Origin of the sequence: Pseudomonas sp. Sample_11, from assembly GCF_004307505.1 — a bacterium.
GTDB lineage: Bacteria > Pseudomonadota > Gammaproteobacteria > Pseudomonadales > Pseudomonadaceae > Aquipseudomonas > Aquipseudomonas atacamensis.
Genome location: NZ_RCOD01000094.1, coordinates 1 through 19,111, shown reverse-complemented (window position 1 = coordinate 19,111; position 19,111 = coordinate 1). Strand labels below are relative to the sequence as shown.

Genomic DNA, 19,111 nt, shown 5'->3' with positions numbered 1-19,111 from the left:
CTGGAATTCCAGAACATCGAGCGCGACATCACCCGCCAGCTCGGCCAGTTCAACCCGGTCGGGCAGATCATGCGGCGCATGTGCAAGGAATACCGCATGGTGGTGCGCATGCTCGAAGCGCGCGGCACCGAGGACTTCGGCCTGATCTCGCAAGAGCTGTACGGCGCGGCGTCCGATGCTTTTCACGCCGGTGACCCGACCCTCGCCGACCTCGGCCTGATGATGTCCGACTACCTGAACAACATCGACGGGCGCGGCGATCTGAAGGACGAGCCGAAAATCCTCACCGCCAAAGACGCGGTGCACCTGCTGCAAACCCGACTGAACAAGGTATTCGGTGAGGCCGAAGAAACCATTCGCGTGTTCGAGTCCGACGGCATCGTCGCCGACGCTGCGGCGGGCGCCGACTACATCAAGATTCGCACCGACGCGCTGTTCAACGACCGCGACGTGCGCGCACTGGAAGTCCACGAAGGCCTGGTGCACGTCGGCACCACACTCAATGGCTTGAATCAGCCGATCTGCACGTTCCTGTCGAAAGGCCCGCCTTCGTCGACGGTGACCCAGGAAGGCCTGGCGATCCTGATGGAAATCATTACCTTCGCCTCTTACCCGAGTCGCCTGCGCAAACTGACCAACCGCACCCGTGCGATTCATATGGTCGAGGAGGGCGCGGACTTTTTGCAGATCTACGAATTCTTCCGCGAGCAGGGTTTCGAGATGGCCGAAAGCTACGGCAATGCCAGCCGGGTGTTCCGTGGCTCGACGCCGACCGGTCTGCCATTCACCAAAGACTTGTCCTACCTCAAGGGCTTCATCATGGTTTACAACTACATTCAGTTGGCCGTGCGCAAAGGCAAGCTTGAGCAGATTCCGTTGTTGTTCTGTGGCAAGACCACACTGGAAGACATGCGGACCCTGCGCCAACTGGTGGATGAAGGACTGGTGGTGCCGCCGAAATATCTACCGGATCAGTTCCGTGACTTGAATGCGTTGTCGGCGTGGATGTGTTTCTCCAACTTCCTCAACCATTTGAGCCTGGACCGGATTGAGGCGGATTACTCCAATATCCTCTAACCCAAACACAATCCCCTGTGGGAGCTGGCTTGCCAGCGATTGCATTCTGTCAGTCAATATTGATGTTAGCTGACCCACCGCCATCGCTGGCAAGCCAGCTCCCACAGGGTTATTTGTTTTTCTCTGAATCGATTGTTCGCCCATTTCTTGCGAGGTTTCACCGGATGAGAATCCTCGGCATCCTTTGCCTGCTCTTGACCCTCGGTGGTTGCAGTTCGCTGCTGTTCTACCCGGAACCGGGCCAGATCTTCACCCCGGACAAAGCCAAACTCGAATACCGCACCGTCACCCTGATCACCGCTGATGGCTTGAAGCTCAACGCCTGGTGGCTGCCGGCCAAACCTGGCGTCGAGGTCAAAGGCACGGTCCTGCATCTGCACGGCAACGGCGGCAATCTGCCGATGCATCTGGGCGGCAGCTGGTGGTTGCCGAAGAACGGCTATCAGGTGCTGCTGGTCGACTATCGCGGCTACGGTTTGTCCGAGGGCAAGCCGAGCCTGCCGGCTATCTATCAGGACATCGACGCCGCGTTCGCCTGGCTCGACAACGCGCCCGAGGTCAAAGGCAAACCGCTGGTGCTGCTCGGGCAGAGTCTGGGCGGCGCGATGTCGGTGCATTGGCTGGCGCAGCACCCGGAGCGGCAAAAACAACTCAAGGCCCTGGTGCTGGATGGCGTGCCGGCCAGTTATCGCAGTGTCGGCCAATTCGCCCTCAGCACTTCGTGGCTGACCTGGCCATTGCAAGTGCCGCTGTCGTGGCTGGTGCCGGACGGCGACAGCGCAATCAACTCGATGGCGCAGCTGACCGGCGTGCCGAAGCTGATCTTCCACAGCATCGACGATCCGCTGGTGCCGATGGCCAATGGCATTCGCCTGTATCAGGCAGCGCCGCCGCCGCGTGTGTTGCAACTGACCCGTGGCGGTCATGTGCAAACCTTCGGCGACCCGGTGTGGCGTCAGGTCATGCTGCGCTATCTCGACGACCCCGAACACTTCGACGGCCTGCGCCGCCTCGGCGAAATCCCCAATTATCCGAAAGCCCCGAATTCTGAAGATGAGAGTCCGCAATGAGTGAAGAACGTAACGCCATCCCACTGATCATCACGGGTATTTGCAGCATCCTCGGCACCGTCGGGGCGCTGTGGTACTACGGCTACCTGCATTTTGCCAAGCCGGAGGATGCGTTGCTGCTCAGCGAATTCACCATGCTCAAGACCGTGCCGGGCGAGGACTACAAAGTCTCGCTGACGCCTGCGCCGCAAGTGGCGCAGTGCATTGATGGCGTGCTGGTGTTGTTTGATACCGAGCAGAAAGGGTTGACCGGGGTGTTGATCAACGCGCAGAAAAAAGCTGTGCGGTGTATGGGCGAAGAGACTCCGCAGAAACTCGAGAAGTGATTCTGCAGGTCAGCCCTCACCCTAACCCTCTCCCAGAGGGAGAGGGGACTGACCGAGGTGTTTGTTTAAGCTACGTCGACCTGATCCATTGCGCCGAACACAAGTTTTGACAGCGACACAAATCGGCTCCCTCTCCCTTGGGAGAGGGCTGGGGTGAGGGCTACGATGTCTGATCCCACAAAAAAAGCCCCGCCTGATCGCTCAGGCGGGGCTTTTGCGTTACCGGGTGAAGCTTAGTTCGAGCTCACCGAAGAACGCGGTGCTACTGGCTGGTTGTCGTTGGAAATGGTCACTTCCACACGACGGTTCATCGCACGGCCCGAGACGCTGCCGTTATCCGCTACCGGGTACTCCTTGCCATAACCCTGAGCGACGATGCGCGAAGGATCGACGCCCATCTTGATCAGGGCCATCTGCACGGAAGTTGCGCGGCGCTCGGACAGCGACTGGTTGTAGCTCGCGGTGCCGGTGCTGTCGGTGTAACCCTCGACGATCACTTTGCGATCCGGGTTTTCCTGGAGGAATTGCGCCAGTTTGTTGATGTTCACCAGGCCGCTGGATTTCAGATCAGCCTTGTTGGTGGCGAACAGCACGTCACCGAAAGTGACCAGCGTACCGCGATCAGTCTGCTTGGCGTTGAGGCTGTCCTGCAGCTGTTTGATCTGCTGGTCACGGGCATCCAGACGGGCCTGGGCACGTTGGGCTGCGGCGTTTTTCAGGTTGTTTTCAGCGGTGCGCAGAGCGATTGTCTGCTTGGCCACTTCGACGCGCTGGTTGGTCAGGTAAGCCAGTTGGTCAACCTTGGCGGCGTCTTCCTTGTCCAGATAAGCCTTGTCGGCCTTGTCCAGGTAATCGCTGGCGTCTTTGGTTTCCAGTGCCGCGACTTTGCTCGCCTGTGGGTTGGCCTGCAGGCCGGCGTAGTTGGTGCGCGCCTGTTCCAGGTTCGGGTTAGGCGGGGTGGAGCAGGCAGCCAGTGCAACGCTTGCGGCCAGAAGAGCGGGAATCATCAGTTGCTTACGCATAATTTGTCGTCCTTTCTATCGGTAAGAGTTTCAGCTTTGCGGTCGGGATGCGCGCTTACTGCACAGTGCGCTGGCTTTCCTGACGCAGTTCCTGAACACCTTTCTGGGAATCCTTCACAGCCTGTTCGGCCTTGGCGGCCTGAGCCTTGCGTTCAGCGACGCGAGCGTCCCATTCAGCCTGTTCGGACAGGCGACGGGCCTCGTCATACTTCTTGTCGTGCATGGCGATTTCAGCTTGTTTCAGTTTGTCCTGAGCCTGCTTCATTTCCACCGCAGCGAATTCGGTACCGCCAGCGCTGACGGCGCTGTTCACAGCCGATTGGGTCACGGCGTACTGCTCGGTCGGTGGGTTACCGGCGCAACCGGCCAGTACGAAGCTGGTGCCGATGGCCAGAGCGGCCAGTTTCAGACCGCGCAGGTGGGAAAACGAGGTTTGGGTTTTCATGGTCTTCAACTCCATTAGGCATCTCCTGAAAATACAACTGAATCCATCCTGGCAGAGGAGGCGAAAGCATCGCTTGTAGACGCGAATTGAAACGCTCGTTCCAGGCGTGGTTACCTGTTCCGACCGGCGGCATTTTTGAAAAGTTCAGAAAAGATGGCCTATCGCCAAAAATTAAATTGACCGTTTGGACAAGGCTCTGGGACGGGAACTTTGGCGGTTTGGAGCGGTACGCGCGGGTTAGTTTTAAGGTGAATATCAGGCATGATCAGGAACCTGTGGGAGCTGGCTTGCCAGCGATGAGGCCATCATGCTCAGCACATCTTTGACTGAACTGACGCCATCGCGGGCAAGCCCGCTCCCACAGGTTTCTCGGTGTCAGGAATCAGTGCTTCTGCTTGTTCTCAGCCGAGGACAAATCATGCAAATGCCGCCGCGACAACGCCAGAAAACGCGGCGTCGGGCCGACATCCTCATACAACGGATCACCTTCCTCGTCCGTCGCCACCACCGTCGAACCCTTCACATACGGCAGGCTTGCTTCGAACTCCTCGAGCGCGGCGCCGATCAGTTCGCCGAGCAGTTCCTCGGGATGACGTTTGGGATACATCTCGGCAATTGCCGCCAGGCGCGCGGCGGCCTCGACGTCCAGATGAATCGTGTAGCCGGTGTCGGTCAGGCGACCTTTGGCGTTTTCTTCCCAATGCTGGGCGAGTTCACGAATTTTCATGATGACCTCATTTAGCGCCTGCTGATGGCAGGCCTGGGTGAGTGTCCGGCAGCGCCGGCGGCGGGCCGTCGTACGGCTTACTGTTGAGACTAGCTTTCGCCGGCAAGGTTTAAAGTCAATTCGTCGCCTGCTTGTAAGAAGCGGCGCAGAGCGGCACTCTCTGGCAAAGCATTCGTTTCTGCGCTGTCCCCGATTACCGCTGGAGAACTGCTGATGACCGATATTGATGCACGCTTGCGCGAAGATGTTCACCTGCTCGGAGAGCTGTTGGGCAACACCATTCGAGACCAGTACGGCGAGGCGTTCCTCGACAAGATCGAGCAGATTCGCAAGGGCGCCAAGGCCGACCGGCGCGGCTCGATGGACGCTGAACTGAGCGCCAGCCTCAATCAATTGAGTGAAGACGAATTGCTTCCGGTCGCGCGGGCCTTCAACCAGTTTCTCAACCTGGCCAACATCGCCGAGCAATATCAGCTGATCCATCGCCGCGAGGAGTCGCAACCGGCGCCGTTCGAATCGCGGGTATTGCCGGAACTGCTCGCGCGCCTGCGCAGTGAAGGGCACAGCGCCGAATCTCTGGCCCGGCAGCTGGCGCGGCTGGAAATCGAACTGGTGCTGACCGCGCACCCGACCGAAGTGGCGCGACGCACGTTGATCCAGAAGTACGACGCGATCGCCGCGCAGCTGGCCGCGCAGGACCATCGCGACCTGACCAGCGCCGAGCGCGAGCAGATCCAGAGCAAACTGCAACGGCTGATCGCCGAAGCCTGGCACACCGAAGAAATCCGCCGCACCCGCCCGACGCCGGTCGATGAAGCCAAATGGGGCTTTGCGGTGATAGAGCATTCGTTGTGGCAGGCGATCCCCAACCATATGCGCAAGGCCGATCAGGCGCTGTTCGCCGCCACGGGTCTGCGCTTGCCGCTGGAAGCCGCGCCGATCCGCTTCGCCTCATGGATGGGTGGCGACCGTGACGGCAACCCCAATGTCACCGCCGCCGTCACTCGCGAAGTCTTGCTGCTGGCGCGCTGGATGGCCGCTGACTTGTATCTGCGCGATGTCGATCACCTTGCTGCCGAACTGTCGATGCAGCAGGCCAGCGACGCGCTGAAGGCCAAGGCCGGCGACAGTGCCGAACCGTATCGCGCGGTGCTCAAGCAACTGCGCGAACGCCTGCGCGCCACACGCAACTGGGCGCATGCCGCGTTGACCGCGCCGACCCCGGCCACCGCCGATGTGCTGCACGATAATCGCGACCTGCTCGAGCCGTTGCAGTTGTGTTTCAACTCGCTGCACGAGTGCGGCATGGGCGTTATCGCCGACGGGCCGTTGCTCGACTGCCTGCGTCGGGCGGTGACGTTCGGCCTGTTTCTGGTGCGCCTCGATGTGCGTCAGGATTCGACGCGGCACAGCTCGGCAATGACCGAAATCACCGATTACCTCGGCCTCGGCCGCTACGAAGATTGGGATGAAGAACAGCGCATCAACTTCCTCACCGAGGAGCTGAGCAACCGTCGTCCGTTGCTGCCCGCGCATTTCAAACCATCGGCGGAAACCGCCGAGGTGCTCAACACCTGCAAGGAAATCGCCGCCGCGCCCGCTGCGTCGCTGGGTTCCTACGTGATCTCCATGGCCGGCGCCGCTTCCGACGTGCTCGCGGTGCAACTGCTGCTCAAGGAATCCGGCGTACTGCGGCCGATGCGCGTGGTGCCGCTGTTCGAAACCCTCGCCGACCTCGACAACGCCGGACCGGTGATGGAACGTCTGCTGCTATTGCCGGGCTATCGCGCGCGTTTGCATGGCCCGCAGGAAGTGATGATCGGCTATTCCGACTCGGCCAAGGACGCCGGCACCACCGCTGCGGCGTGGGCGCAATATCGCGCGCAGGAGCGCCTGGTGGAAATCTGCCGCGAACAGCAAGTCGAGCTGCTGCTGTTCCACGGTCGCGGCGGCACCGTTGGCCGTGGTGGCGGTCCGGCGCACGCGGCGATTCTGTCGCAACCACCGGGTTCGGTGGCCGGGCGTTTCCGTACTACCGAACAGGGCGAAATGATTCGTTTCAAATTCGGCCTGCCGGACATCGCCGAGCAAAACCTCAATCTGTATCTGGCCGCCGTGCTCGAGGCGACCTTGTTGCCACCGCCGCCGCCGACTCCGGAATGGCGCCATCTGATGGACGAATTGGCGGCGGACGGTGTCAGCGCTTACCGCCAGGTGGTGCGGGAAAATCCGCAATTCGTTGAGTACTTCCGTCAATCGACCCCGGAGCAGGAGCTCGGACGGTTGCCGCTCGGCAGTCGCCCGGCCAAACGCCGTGCCGGCGGTATCGAAAGCCTGCGGGCAATTCCGTGGATTTTCGGCTGGACTCAAACCCGATTGATGCTGCCGGCCTGGCTGGGCTGGGAGACGGCGCTGAGCAAGGCGCTGGAGCGCGGCGAGGGCGAGTTGCTCGGGCAGATGCGCGAACAGTGGCCGTTCTTCCGCACCCGTATCGACATGCTGGAAATGGTCCTGGCCAAGGCCGATGCGGATATTGCGCAGTCCTACGACGAACGTTTGGTCGAGGCTGATCTGCTGCCATTGGGCGCGCAGTTACGCGACCTATTGTCGCAGGCATGCACCGTTGTGCTCGGTCTGACCGGGCAGTCGCAGCTGCTGGCGCACAGCCCGGACACCCTCGAATTCATCCGCTTGCGCAACACCTACCTCGACCCGCTGCATCTATTGCAGGCCGAACTGCTGGCGCGTTCGCGGCGACAGGATGTCGAGCAGGGCAGCCCGGTAGAACAGGCGCTGCTGGTGTCTGTAGCGGGGATTGCCGCCGGATTGCGCAATACCGGCTAAGGTTGCTGAGCACCTCTGGCGGCATTCGCGATGAGGGTCGGATGCCGCTTCTCCTGCCGTAGGAAAGTGCCGCGAAGCGACAGTTATTGATGGGGTTGCGACTTGGGTTACCGCGTCGCAAGGTCACGGCGGGCGTCGGTTTCTCCGACTTTTGGCGTCTTGTGTGGGCGCAGCCTGCTGTGTATCTTGATCAGCCTTTGGCCGTTTGTGCGGCCACGACCCGTATTTTCAGGATCCGCCGGTTACGAGCGAATCCTTTGTTTTGTAAAGCTTTTATATAAAAAATTGAGGAGCACATCGATGCGCGTCATTCTGCTGGGAGCTCCCGGGGCCGGTAAAGGTACTCAGGCAAAGTTCATCACCGAGAAATTCGGCATTCCGCAAATCTCCACCGGCGACATGCTGCGTGCTGCGGTCAAGGCTGGCACTCCACTGGGCGTGCAAGCCAAGAGCATCATGGATGCCGGCGGCCTGGTGTCGGATGACCTGATCATCGCGCTGGTCAAGGACCGCATCGCTCAACCTGATTGCGCCAACGGTTTCCTGTTCGACGGCTTCCCGCGCACCATTCCGCAGGCTGAAGCGCTGGTCACTGCCGGCGTCGAGCTGGATGCCGTGGTCGAGATCGCTGTAGAAGACGAAGAAATCGTCCAGCGCATCGCCGGTCGCCGTGTTCACGAAGCCAGCGGCCGCGTTTACCACATCGTCTACAACCCGCCGAAACTGGCTGGCAAGGACGACATCACCGGCGAAGAGCTGGTGCAGCGCAAGGACGACACTGAAGAAACCGTGCGTCATCGCCTGTCGGTCTACCACTCGCAGACCAAGCCGCTGGTGGAGTTCTACCAGAACCTTTCCGCCAACAACGGCGGCAAGCCAAAGTACAGCCACATCGAAGGCGTGGGTTCGGTTGATGCAATCACCACCAAGGTGCTGGCCGCGCTGAGCTGAAATGTCTGATCGGCTGCATCATCCACGGCCCGCTTGCGGGCCGTAGTTGTTTATACTGACGCACTTTTTTCCCCACCCCTGTTTTGGAAACATCGATGAGCACCTTGCTGGCCCTGGACACCGCGACTGAAGCTTGCTCCGTTGCCTTGCTGCATGACGGCAAGGTCACGAGCCATTACGAGGTGATCCCGCGTCTGCATGCGCAGAAGCTGCTGCCGATGATCCAGCAATTGCTTGCCGATGCCGGCACCACGTTGCAAGTGGTCGAAGCGATTGCCTTCGGCCGTGGCCCGGGCGCGTTCACGGGTGTGCGCATTGCCATCGGTGTGGTGCAGGGTTTGGCCTTTGCTCTGGATCGTCCGGTATTGCCGGTATCCAACCTTGCCGTGCTCGCCCAGCGTGCCTTTCGTGAACATGGCGTAAGCCAAGTGGCAGCCGCCATCGATGCGCGGATGGATGAGGTGTATTGGGGCTGCTACCGCGAGACGGCGGGGGAGATGCGTCTGGTTGGTGCCGAAGCGGTGCTGCCGCCGGAAGTGGCTGCGCTACCGGCCGATGCCACAGGTGACTGGTTCGGTGCCGGTACCGGTTGGGGTTATGGTGAGCGCATCGCGGTCAATCTGAGCGGCTCTGACGCTGGCATGCTGCCCCACGCCGAGGACCTGCTGACGCTGGCGCGTTTCGCCTGGGAGCGCGGTGAGGCGATCCCGGCAGATGACGCCCAGCCGGTCTACCTGCGCGATAAAGTTGCCACCCCGAAAGCCCGCTGATACATCCGGGCAATTCCCTCTGGAAGTGAATTTGGTGGCGAGGGGATTTAGCGAAACGTCGCACCGCCCTGTTCGGCTGCGCAGCAGTCGCAAGTCCTGAAAATGCGGCGGCACTGAAAAAATGCAGGGGAGTGCTGCGCACTCCAACGGGGATAAATCCCCTCGCCACGGGCGCATGGGCCATTCTGAAAATCCTGCCAATCGTCAGTTTCCAGCTCCGGTTTTAAACCTTTTGCGCTTTATGTGTTCTAGTTATCACTCGGCGGTTTGCTAAGTCGGTCAAGTGCCGCTAAATTGCCATCATTGATACCGAGCATGACATTATGCGTATAGACGGCGTTTCCACTCAGTCCTACCCCATCAAGCGCAAGCCGCGTAAAGGCAATGCGGCGCTGGATGAATCCGTCGACATCATCGACGGCGAGCTGGAATTCCCGAGCGAAGAGCAGATGGCCGCTCGTGCCGCGCAAGCCACCGCGCAACGCCTGAGCAACCTGCCTGCCCGTCAACAAGACATGATCTACCACCGCGCGATGAAGAAGAGCGTAGCCATGGCTCTGGCCAGCTACCTGAGCACCGCCGGTTTTGTCGATTGGGACGCAGACGTGCTGGGCCTCGATCTGTATATCTGATGGATCTGCCTTACTACCTCGGTTGCCCGTCCTGGAGCGAAAATGCCTGGCGCGAGTATCTGTATCCGGTAGACGCAAAAACCTCCGACTTTCTCGCTCTCTACTGCCAGGTGTTCAACGCCGTCGAAGGCAACACCACCTTCTACGCCAGTCCATCGCCGGCTACCGTCCAGCGCTGGGCCGAGATCATGCCGGCACACTTTCGCTTCACTGCCAAATTCCCCGGCGACATCAGCCACAGCGGCGACCTGCGCGAACAGCTGACCGCTGCCGAAACCTTCCTGCAATTACTCAAGCCGTTAGGCGAACGTGTTTCGCCGCTGTGGCTGCAACTGTCGAAAAGCTTCACGCCGCAGCGTCTGCCGGAGCTCGCGGCGTTTATCGATGCGCTGGATTGCCCGCTTGCGGTCGAGGTGCGCAATGAACAGTTCTTCGCCAAGGGCGAGAGCGAGCGTCTGCTCAATCGTCTGTTGCTGGATCGCGGTGTCGAGCGCATCTGTCTCGACCCGCGCGCGCTGTTCAGCTGCTTGTCGACCGAGTCCTCGGTGATCCACGCGCAGTCGAAAAAACCGCGTGTACCGACCCGTCCGGCGGCGTTCACGCAGTTTCCGCAGGTGCGTTTCATCGGCCACCCCGAGCTTGAGGCAAACGATGCGTTTCTTGTGCCGTGGGTGGCGAAAGTCGCTGAATGGATCGAAGAGGGCCGCACGCCCTACGTCTTTCTGCATACCGCCGACAACCTGTTGGCAGCGAAACTGGCGCAACGTTTTCACGCACAACTGATGCAACGTTTGCCTGGCTTGCCCGCGCTGCCTGAGCTATACAGAGAACCCGCCGCCGAGCAGCTTGGCTTGCTCTGAGGCGGGTTTTTTCTGTCCGGGGGCCCGTCGATGAACGTCCAAGTCAGTCAGCAGCAACTCCTCAAAGCCCAAGCCTTCAAGGCCCTGCATGATCGCCAGGGGATCTTCGTCATCCCCAATCCGTGGGATGCCGGCTCGGCGAAGATGCTCGCCAGTCTTGGCTATCAGGCCTTGGCCACCACCAGCGCCGGTTACGCGTTTTCCCAGGGCAAGGCTGATGGCGCACTGAGTCTCGACGAGACCTTGGCCAATGTCCGCGCGATTGTCGCGGCGACGGATCTGCCGGTGGCGGTGGATCTGGAAAACGGCTTTGCCGATGATCCGGTCGAGGCTGCGCAGAGCCTTCTGCGCGCCGCCGAGGCGGGCGCGGTGGGCGGGTCGATCGAGGACGCGCCCGGGCGCGCCGATCTATTGCTTCGAACACGCCGTGGCGCGGATTGAAGCTGCCGTCGCGGCGGTGCGCACCCTGCCGTTTCCCTTCATTCTCACGGCTCGCGCCGAAAATTACCTGCACGGTAATCCCGATCTCAACGACACCATTCGCCGTTTGCAGGCATTTGCCGAAGCGGGTGCCGACGTGCTCTATGCGCCGGGTTTGCGCAGCGCCGAAGAAGTGCTGGCGGTGGTGCGAGCCGTGGCGCCGAAGCCGGTCAACGTATTGATGTCCGGTGGATTGAAATTGACCGTGCAACAGCTCGAGGAACTGGGCGTACGCCGCATCAGCACCGGCTCGGCACTGGCGCTGGCGGCGTTCGGCGAGTTCTTCCGCGCTGCTGAAGAAATCCAGCAATCCGGCACCTTTGGCTTCACCTCACAGTCGATGCCTTATGCCAAGGCCAATCAATTCTTCAAGGACTGAGCATGGGACGTTGGCTGTTCTGGGTGGTGTTGCTCGCGATGGGTGGTGCAGCGGTAAGTGTCTGGCGCGGCTGGCTGGAGGTGCCGCCGCAGTGGAACCCGTGGGCGCCCCTGGACGTAAAAGCCGCGCCCAACTGGCTGACCGGTTACAAACTCATGCGCCTGCGCAGCGATCCTGAACTGTGTGCACAGGCGCTGAGCAGCTCGGATCTGCGCGTCAGCCCCCAAGCCGACAGCCCGGGCGCCAAGTGTCCGCTGATCGGTGCTCTGCGGGTGCAGGGCGGTGAAGTGGCGCTGAGCAGCAGTTTCATCGCCAGTTGCCCGCTGGCGGTGGCCTACGCAATGTTTGAACACCACACCCTGCAACCGGCGGCGCAATCGGTTTACGGCCAGAAAATCGCGCGGGTCGATCACCTCGGCAGCTTTGCCTGTCGCAATGTCTACAACCGTGAGAACGGCGCTCTCAGCCGACATGCGAGTGCCGACGCGCTGGACATCGCCGGTTTCCGCCTGGCTGACGGACGCACGATCAGCGTGCTCAAGGATTGGCCCAAGCAGAATCAGGACGCAGAGTTTCTCCGCCAGCTGCGTGACGGCGCCTGTGAGTCATTCAGTGTGGTGTTGAGTCCGGACTACAACGCCGCTCATCGCAATCACTTTCATGTCGATGTCGGGCGCTGGAGCGTGTGTCGCTGAGAATCAGGCGGCGAGGCGCAGGTTCTGCAGAACGATCGGGCGCGCCCAGCCATTATCGAAGTCCAGAGCTTTCTGTTGCTCGACGATGTCTTCCGGCGGGAACGGCGGGTAAGGCTTCTGCAGCAAGTCCAGGTCGAACTCGGCGATCGGCAGGTACAGCGGACGTTTCTGCGGAGCAGGGCCTGGCTCCGGCACTGGCTGGCCATTGTTGATCACAATCGGGCGTACCCAACTGCTGTCGAAATCCTGTTGCTCTTGCTGGGCTTTGATTTCTTCTGGCGGGAACGGTGGGAACGGTTTGTCCAGCAGCTCCATTTCGAACTCGGCGATCGGCAGGAACAGTGGCTCTGGCGGGCGAACCTGGGTTTCTACCACATCGCACTCGCGCTGGCTGACGATATGCGCGTGCAACTCGCTGCCAACGGTTGGTTCTTCCGGGCTGTTCAGGTCAACCGGTGGAAACGTGCCACAGGCAGGCACCACTTCACTCGTCTGTTCGGCCAGGGCCTGGGCAAAGAAATCCTGCCACAGGTGACTGACGCCGCTCAGTGCTTGAGTGTTATGACGGCTGAAGTCGCCATGGGGCGAAACGTAGCCAATCGATGTGGGAAGAATGCCTGACATTTTTTTCGGTTGACGCTCAGCTCTGGCAAAATGCGCGTTGAATGGTTTATCGGCGGTTTTTGTCGATCCTTAACTTTTTTGAGCGTTTTTTCATGATCGAGTCACCCGCGGCCTGCCGCATCCATGTCCAGGCCCTCACCCCAGCGTTTCAAACGCAAGCCGAACAGTGGGCCGAACGTCTCGGCCTGCCGCTCGGCGAGGCGGACGGTGAGTTCGCCTTGCAGGTCGGCGAGCAGGGTTTGCAGTTGCAGCAACTCGGCCCGGATGCGCCTGGTCCGGTGCGGGTCGACTTCGTCGAAGGCGGCGCGGCGCATCGTCGTTTGTATGGCGGCGGCAGCGGACAGATGATTGCCAAGGCTGTCGGCATCGCCCAAGGCGTGCGCCCGCGGGTGCTGGATGCCACGGCGGGGCTGGGCAAGGACGCGTTTGTGTTGGCCAGTCTCGGTTGTGAAATGAGCCTGATCGAGCGCCAGCCGCTGATCGGCGCACTGCTTGAGGATGGCTTGGCCCGGGCGGCGGAAGATTTCGATGTAGCGCCGATCGTGGCGCGGATGAAATTGCTCAAGGGCAACTCCATCGAAGTGATGCGCAGTTGGGAAGGGGAGGCGCCGCAGGTGATCTACCTCGACCCGATGTTCCCGCATCGCGAGAAAACCGCGCTGGTGAAAAAAGAGATGCGCCTGTTTCGCCCGCTGGTGGGCGATGACCCGGATGCCCCGGCCCTGCTCGAAGCCGCGCTGGCACTGGCCACGCACCGGGTGGTGGTGAAGCGCCCGCGCAAGGCACCGTGCATCGAAGGGCCGAAACCGAGCCATGCGCTGGATGGCAAATCGAGCCGGTATGACATTTATCCGAAGAAAGCGCTGAAGCCTTAGAAGCAGCTGCAAGCTGCAAGCTGCAAGCCAGAGCCAGAGCCAGAGCCAGGTCACTGCTTTTGCTTTTTCTTGCAGCTTGTAGCTAGAAGCTCGCAGCTGCTGCTCCCCCATAGGCCCTCATAAACAACCCCACCACCTCCCGCACATGCCGTTCCGCTGCCTCTCCGGTCAGCGGCTCGCCGCAGCCGTACAACAAACGAAAATTTCCCGCGCCTTTGATCAGGCAGAAGAAATGCTCGGCGGCGTTGCGTGGCTGGTCGATGCTCAGCGCGCCGGTCGCATGGATTTTCGCCAGCAGACCTTCCATGCCGTTGACCACGCGCTCGGGGCCGGCCTCGAAGAAGATCAACGACAGCTTCGGATCCTGACTGCCCAGCGCCATGATCAGACGGTGCAGGTTCACCGATTCATCGCTGTTGATCAGGTGGTGGAAGCCTCGGGCAATGTTCAGCAATACATTTTCCACCGCGATGCCGTCCGGCAATTCGAAGAACAGCGGCGGCAATTGTTCCTCGCATTTCGCGACGACGGCGGCGGAGAACAGCGTCTCCTTGTCGTTGAAATGGCTGTAGACCGTCAACTTCGACACGCCCGCCTCGCTGGCCACCGCGTCCATGCTGGTGTTGGCGTAGCCATGGCAGAGAAACAGGGTTTTCGCCGCATCGAGGATCGCCTGGCGTTTGGCCAGATCCTTGGGGCGGCCCGGGCCGTTTGGAGCTGAAAGATTGTTCGACATTCTTCGCTTTTAATACTGGACTGGTGAGTTTGCTATTAATACCATACCCGCCAGTATAAATATTCCAAGCCTCATTCGCGAAAGGTCCGTCACCATGTTCCGCCATGCGTTGTCCTTTGCCGTGCCAGTCAGTCTGGCGTTCCTGTTATCGGCGTGCGGTCAGGAAGAGGTGACCAAGGTCACCGTACGCCCGGCCATGGTGGTTCAGCCCGAGCCTTCGGCGCAGGCGATGGAAAGTTATCCGGGCGAGGTGCGTGCCCGTTATGAGCCTGATCTGGCATTCCGCATCGGCGGCAAAGTCAGCCGACGACTGGTCGACGAAGGCCAGCGCGTCAAAGCCGATCAGCCCTTGGCCGAACTCGATCCGCAGGATGTGCGCCTGCAACTGGAAGCCACCCGCGCGCAGGTCGCCGCCGCCGAGGCCAATCTGAACCTGGTCCGCGCCGAGCGCGATCGCTACAAAACCCTGATGGATCGGCAGATGGTCAGCCGCTCGGCTTACGACAACGCCGAAAATCTATACCGCTCTGGCGAAGCCCGCCTTAAACAAATCAAAGCCGAGTTCAACGTTTCGACCAACCAGGCCAGTTACGCGGTGCTGCGTGCGCCGCAGGATGGTGTGGTGGCCAAGCGTTCGGTGGAAGTCGGTCAGGTGGTCGCTGCCGGGCAAACCGTGTTTACACTCGCCACCGATGGTGAGCGCGAAGTATTGATCAGCCTCCCGGAGCAAAGCTTCGGCCGCTTCAAGGTCGGTCAACCGGTTACCGTGGAATTGTGGGCACAGCAGAATCAACGCTTCGCCGGGCAGATCCGCGAGTTGTCGCCGTCCGCCGACCCGCGCTCACGCACTTTTGCTGCGCGTATCTCGTTCACCAGCGGCAAAGTCCCGGCTGAACTGGGGCAGAGCGCCCGGGTGTTCGTGCAAGCGGCTGACAGTGTCTCGCTGTCCATACCGCTTTCCGCGCTGACCGCTGAAAACGGCGCGACTTACGTCTGGGTGGTCAACGGCAACAACACGTTGAAGAAAACTCCGGTACGGGTCGGTCCGTTCGGCGAGAAAAGCGTGGCGGTGCTCGAAGGCTTGAATGCCAGCGACTGGGTGGTGGCTGCCGGCGTTCACGTATTGCTCGACGGCCAGCAGGTGCGACCAGTGGATCGCTCCAATCGTGTGGTCAATCTGGCGAACAAGGAGTAAGCCCCGATGCGCTTCAACCTCTCCGAATGGGCGTTGCGTAATCGCCAGATCGTACTGTTCCTGATGCTTTTGCTCGCCGTTGTCGGCGCGTTGTCCTACACCAAACTCGGCCAGAGTGAAGACCCGCCGTTCACTTTCAAGGCCATGGTCATCCAGACTCGCTGGCCCGGTGCGACCGCGCAGGAAGTCTCGCGCCAGGTTACTGAACGGATCGAAAAGAAACTGATGGAAACCGGCGAGTACGAACGCATCATGTCGTTCTCCCGCCCCGGTGAATCCCAGGTGACCTTTATCGCCCGCGATTCGATGCACTCCAAGCAGATCCCCGATCTCTGGTATCAGTTGCGCAAGAAGGTCGGTGACATCCGCCAGACCCTGCCGCCGGGAATTCAGGGGCCGTTCTTCAACGATGAGTTCGGCACTACCTTCGGCAATATCTATGCGTTGACCGGCGACGGTTTCGACTACGCCGTGCTCAAGGATTACGCCGACCGCATCCAGATTCAGCTGCAACGGGTCAAGGACGTCGGCAAGGTCGAACTGCTTGGGTTGCAGGACGAGAAAATCTGGGTCGAGCTGTCCAACGTCAAACTCGCCACCCTTGGCTTGCCGCTGGCGGCAGTGCAGCAGGCGCTGGAGGAACAGAATGCGGTGTCCACGGCGGGGTTCTTCGAAACCGGCAGCGAGCGCTTGCAGCTACGCGTCTCGGGGAATTTTCAGACAGTCGATGAGATAAAGAACTTTCCGATCCGCGTCGCCGATCGTACGTTCCGTATCTCCGATATTGCCGATGTACGTCGCGGTTTCAGCGATCCACCGGCGCCGCGCATGCGTTTCATGGGCGACGATGCGATCGGTCTGGCCGTAGCGATGAAGGACGGCGGCGACATTCTCGTCCTGGGCAAAGCGCTGGAGGGCGAGTTCTCGCGGATCCAGAAAAACCTCCCGGCCGGCATGCAACTGCGCAAGGTGTCTGATCAGCCGGCAGCGGTAAAAACCGGCGTCGGCGAGTTCGTTCAGGTGTTGGTCGAAGCGCTGGCGATCGTCTTGCTGGTGAGCTTCTTTTCCCTCGGTGTGCGCACCGGCATGGTCGTCGCGCTGACCATTCCGCTGGTGCTGGCGATGACCTTCGCTTGCATGTATTACCTCGGCATCGGCCTGCACAAGATTTCCCTCGGTGCGCTGGTGCTGGCGCTGGGCTTGTTGGTGGATGACGCGATCATTGCCGTGGAAATGATGGCGATCAAAATGGAGCAGGGCTTCGATCGCATTCGCGCGGCGAGTTACGCCTGGACCAGCACCGCATTCCCGATGCTCACCGGCACGCTGATCACCGCCGCCGGCTTCCTGCCGATTGCCACTGCACAGTCCGGCACCGGCGAATACACCCGTTCGATTTTCCAGGTAGTGACCATTGCCTTGCTCGCCTCATGGGTCGCGGCGGTGATGTTCGTACCGTATCTGGGGGAAAAACTCCTGCCGGATCTGGCGAAAATTCACGCGGCAAAACACGGCACTGGCGATGGTCAACCGGATCCGTATGCCACGCCGTTCTATCAGCGCGTCCGGCGTCTGGTGGAGTGGTGCGTGGCCCATCGCAAGACTGTGATCGTGCTGACTGTGGGCCTGTTCATTGCCTCGGTGATGCTGTTCCGTTTCGTCCCGCAGCAGTTCTTCCCGGCTTCGAACCGTTTGGAGTTGATGGTCGACCTGAAACTGGCCGAAGGTGTTTCGCTGGCCAATACCACCAGTGAAGTCAAACGCCTCGAAGCGCTGCTCAAGGAGCACGCCGGCATCGACAATTATGTGGCCTATGTCGGCACCGGTTCGCCACGCTTTTATCTGCCGCTGGATCAGCAACTGCCGGCGGCGAGTTTTGCCCAGTTTGTGGTGTTGGCAAAAACCATTGAAGAGCGTGAAGCGCTGCGCAGCTGGTTGATCGAAACCCTCAACGAACAGTTCCCGGCCCTGCGTTCGCGGGTCACCCGTTTGGAAAACGGGCCGCCGGTTGGCTATCCGGTGCAGTTCCGCGTCACTGGCGAGCACATCGAAGAAGTCCGTGCGTTGGCGCGCAAGGTGGCAGCAAAGGTTCGCGAGAATCCGCATGTGGTCAACGTGCATTTGGACTGGGAGGAGCCGAGCAAAGTTGTCTACCTGAATATCGACCAGGATCGCGCCCGTGCGCTTGGTGTGAGCACGGCGAATCTGGCGAAATTCCTGCAGAGTTCGCTGGTCGGCTCGACGGTCAGCCAGTACCGCGAAGACAACGAATTGATCGAGATTCTGCTGCGCGGTACCGTGCACGAGCGCACTGAGTTGTCGTTATTGCCGAGTCTCGCGGTGCCGACCGATAACGGCCGCAGTGTGGCGTTGTCGCAGATTGCCACGCTGGAATACGGCTTCGAGGAAGGCATCATCTGGCACCGCAATCGGCTGCCGAACGTGACCGTACGCGCGGACATTTATGGCAAGGAGCAACCGGCGACGCTGGTCAAACAGATCATGCCGACGCTGGACCCGATTCGCGCTGAGTTGCCCGATGGTTATCTGCTGGATGTCGGCGGCACGGTGGAGGATTCCGAGCGCGGGCAGAAGTCGGTGAATGCCGGGGTGCCGATGTTCATTGTCGTGGTGCTGACCTTGCTGATGGTGCAGTTGCGCAGTTTCTCGCGCACGGCGATGGTGTTTCTCACCGCGCCACTGGGCCTGATCGGGGTGACGTTGTTTCTGATGGTGTTCCGGCAGCCGTTCGGGTTTGTGGCGATGCTCGGGACCATCGCGTTGTCCGGGATGATCATGCGCAATTCGGTGATTCTGGTCGATCAGATCGAGCAGGATATTGCATCGGGGCTTAAGCCCTGGCAGGCGATTATCGAGGCTACGGTGCGGCGCTTCAGGCCGATTGTGTTGACGGCGCTGGCGGCGGTGCTGGCGATGATTCCGCTGTCGCGCAGTGTGTTTTTCGGGCCGATGGCGGTGGCGATCATGGGTGGGTTGATTGTTGCGACTGCGCTGACGCTGTTGTTTTTGCCGGCGTTGTATGCGGCCTGGTTTCGGGTGCGTAAGGAGGCTTGAGGTTTTTGTGTCGTGGCGGCCTTCGGGCCGACCATGACGTGGGGTTTTGGGTGTATATCCGTTGCTGTGGGTGTTGCTGATTACGGTTCCGCCCTAACAGCGGGTCACCTTTTTCAAACGCCGGAGTGCCGGCCCAGCAAAAAGGTAACCCAAAACGCTTGCTCCTACGTTCGGCCCTCGCAGGCTCGGGTTCCTTCGCTGCGGGATCGATCCGGGCGCAGCGGCTCCGGTTTGCTTCGCTGCACCTCCTTCCGCTGTGTCTGGCTGCGCCAGACGGTCGCTGCGCTCCCACGCCCGGATCAATCCCTCCACTCAGCCTTCCGACGTC

At 60.6% G+C, this 19,111-nt stretch carries 17 protein-coding genes and 1 pseudogene; 13 read left to right on the top strand and 5 right to left on the bottom strand.

Annotated features, from left to right (window positions below):
• The 3 genes from D8U60_RS24810 to D8U60_RS24800 form a co-directional block, all read left to right on the top strand.
• On the top strand, positions 1 to 1,077 hold a 1,077-nt coding region (locus D8U60_RS24810), incomplete at its 5' end, for a flavohemoglobin expression-modulating QEGLA motif protein (protein WP_130901165.1).
• Between the two features lie 164 nt (positions 1,078 to 1,241).
• Positions 1,242 to 2,147: an alpha/beta hydrolase gene (locus D8U60_RS24805; protein WP_130901164.1), complete on the top strand. Its 906-nt coding sequence runs from the start codon at positions 1,242 to 1,244 to the stop codon at positions 2,145 to 2,147.
• A complete protein-coding gene (locus D8U60_RS24800; protein ID WP_016771502.1) occupies positions 2,144 to 2,473 on the top strand; it encodes a hypothetical protein in 330 nt (109 codons plus the stop codon). The genes D8U60_RS24805 and D8U60_RS24800 overlap by 4 nt, the downstream gene beginning before the upstream one ends.
• 233 nt (positions 2,474 to 2,706) lie before the next feature.
• On the opposite strand, the gene D8U60_RS24795 is transcribed toward D8U60_RS24800, so the two are convergent.
• From D8U60_RS24795 to D8U60_RS24785, 3 genes are all read right to left on the bottom strand, one after another.
• On the bottom strand, positions 2,707 to 3,495 hold the full coding sequence (locus D8U60_RS24795; protein ID WP_024011746.1) for an OmpA family protein: 789 nt from the start codon (positions 3,493 to 3,495) through the stop codon (positions 2,707 to 2,709).
• Between the two features lie 55 nt (positions 3,496 to 3,550).
• Positions 3,551 to 3,955 carry a DUF4398 domain-containing protein gene (locus tag D8U60_RS24790; RefSeq protein ID WP_024011747.1) on the bottom strand — a complete coding sequence of 135 codons (405 nt, stop codon included), beginning with the start codon at positions 3,953 to 3,955 and terminating at the stop codon, positions 3,551 to 3,553.
• A gap of 367 nt (positions 3,956 to 4,322) precedes the next feature.
• Complete coding sequence (locus D8U60_RS24785; RefSeq protein ID WP_016771500.1) at positions 4,323 to 4,667, bottom strand: hypothetical protein; 345 nt, start codon at positions 4,665 to 4,667, stop codon at positions 4,323 to 4,325.
• Between the two features lie 213 nt (positions 4,668 to 4,880).
• Here D8U60_RS24785 and ppc point away from each other — a divergent pair, with 213 nt between their 5' ends.
• The 7 genes and pseudogenes from ppc (at position 4,881) to D8U60_RS24750 (ending at position 12,278) form a co-directional block, all read left to right on the top strand.
• The gene (gene ppc / locus D8U60_RS24780) at positions 4,881 to 7,511 is read left to right on the top strand and encodes a phosphoenolpyruvate carboxylase (RefSeq protein ID WP_130901163.1); all 2,631 of its coding nucleotides are present in this window, start codon (positions 4,881 to 4,883) and stop codon (positions 7,509 to 7,511) included.
• 300 nt (positions 7,512 to 7,811) lie between these two features.
• Positions 7,812 to 8,462, top strand: a complete 651-nt coding sequence (gene adk / locus D8U60_RS24775; protein WP_110600161.1) for an adenylate kinase — start codon at positions 7,812 to 7,814, stop codon at positions 8,460 to 8,462.
• 95 nt (positions 8,463 to 8,557) lie between these two features.
• Positions 8,558 to 9,232 (top strand): tRNA (adenosine(37)-N6)-threonylcarbamoyltransferase complex dimerization subunit type 1 TsaB, encoded by a 675-nt coding sequence (gene tsaB, locus D8U60_RS24770; protein ID WP_130901162.1) that lies wholly within the window; start codon positions 8,558 to 8,560, stop codon positions 9,230 to 9,232.
• A 323-nt stretch (positions 9,233 to 9,555) separates the two neighbouring features.
• Complete coding sequence (locus D8U60_RS24765) at positions 9,556 to 9,864, top strand: hypothetical protein (protein ID WP_042606956.1); 309 nt, start codon at positions 9,556 to 9,558, stop codon at positions 9,862 to 9,864.
• Complete coding sequence (locus tag D8U60_RS24760; RefSeq protein ID WP_024011753.1) at positions 9,864 to 10,724, top strand: DUF72 domain-containing protein; 861 nt, start codon at positions 9,864 to 9,866, stop codon at positions 10,722 to 10,724. The genes D8U60_RS24765 and D8U60_RS24760 overlap by 1 nt, the downstream gene beginning before the upstream one ends.
• A gap of 30 nt (positions 10,725 to 10,754) precedes the next feature.
• Positions 10,755 to 11,583: pseudogene (locus D8U60_RS24755) on the top strand (isocitrate lyase/phosphoenolpyruvate mutase family protein).
• A 2-nt stretch (positions 11,584 to 11,585) separates the two neighbouring features.
• On the top strand, positions 11,586 to 12,278 hold the full coding sequence (locus D8U60_RS24750; RefSeq protein WP_130901161.1) for an extensin family protein: 693 nt from the start codon (positions 11,586 to 11,588) through the stop codon (positions 12,276 to 12,278).
• A gap of 3 nt (positions 12,279 to 12,281) precedes the next feature.
• Here D8U60_RS24750 and D8U60_RS24745 read toward each other — a convergent pair whose 3' ends face one another.
• Positions 12,282 to 12,902, bottom strand: coding sequence for an energy transducer TonB (locus D8U60_RS24745; RefSeq protein ID WP_130901160.1), 621 nt, complete (start codon positions 12,900 to 12,902; stop codon positions 12,282 to 12,284).
• 95 nt (positions 12,903 to 12,997) lie between these two features.
• Between D8U60_RS24745 and D8U60_RS24740 the strand changes: the two genes are divergently transcribed.
• Positions 12,998 to 13,777: a class I SAM-dependent methyltransferase gene (locus D8U60_RS24740; RefSeq protein ID WP_177435495.1), complete on the top strand. Its 780-nt coding sequence runs from the start codon at positions 12,998 to 13,000 to the stop codon at positions 13,775 to 13,777.
• Positions 13,778 to 13,859: 82 nt separating this feature from the next.
• Here the strand turns inward: D8U60_RS24740 and D8U60_RS24735 are convergent, their stop codons facing one another.
• Positions 13,860 to 14,513 carry a TetR/AcrR family transcriptional regulator gene (locus tag D8U60_RS24735; RefSeq protein WP_130901158.1) on the bottom strand — a complete coding sequence of 218 codons (654 nt, stop codon included), beginning with the start codon at positions 14,511 to 14,513 and terminating at the stop codon, positions 13,860 to 13,862.
• A gap of 94 nt (positions 14,514 to 14,607) precedes the next feature.
• On the opposite strand from D8U60_RS24735, the gene D8U60_RS24730 reads away from it, so the two are divergent.
• Entirely contained in the window at positions 14,608 to 15,708 is a 1,101-nt protein-coding gene (locus tag D8U60_RS24730; protein ID WP_024011758.1) for an efflux RND transporter periplasmic adaptor subunit, read from the top strand.
• 6 nt (positions 15,709 to 15,714) lie between these two features.
• Positions 15,715 to 18,783, top strand: coding sequence for an efflux RND transporter permease subunit (locus D8U60_RS24725; RefSeq protein WP_041478146.1), 3,069 nt, complete (start codon positions 15,715 to 15,717; stop codon positions 18,781 to 18,783).
• The last annotated feature ends 328 nt before the right edge of the window (positions 18,784 to 19,111 follow it).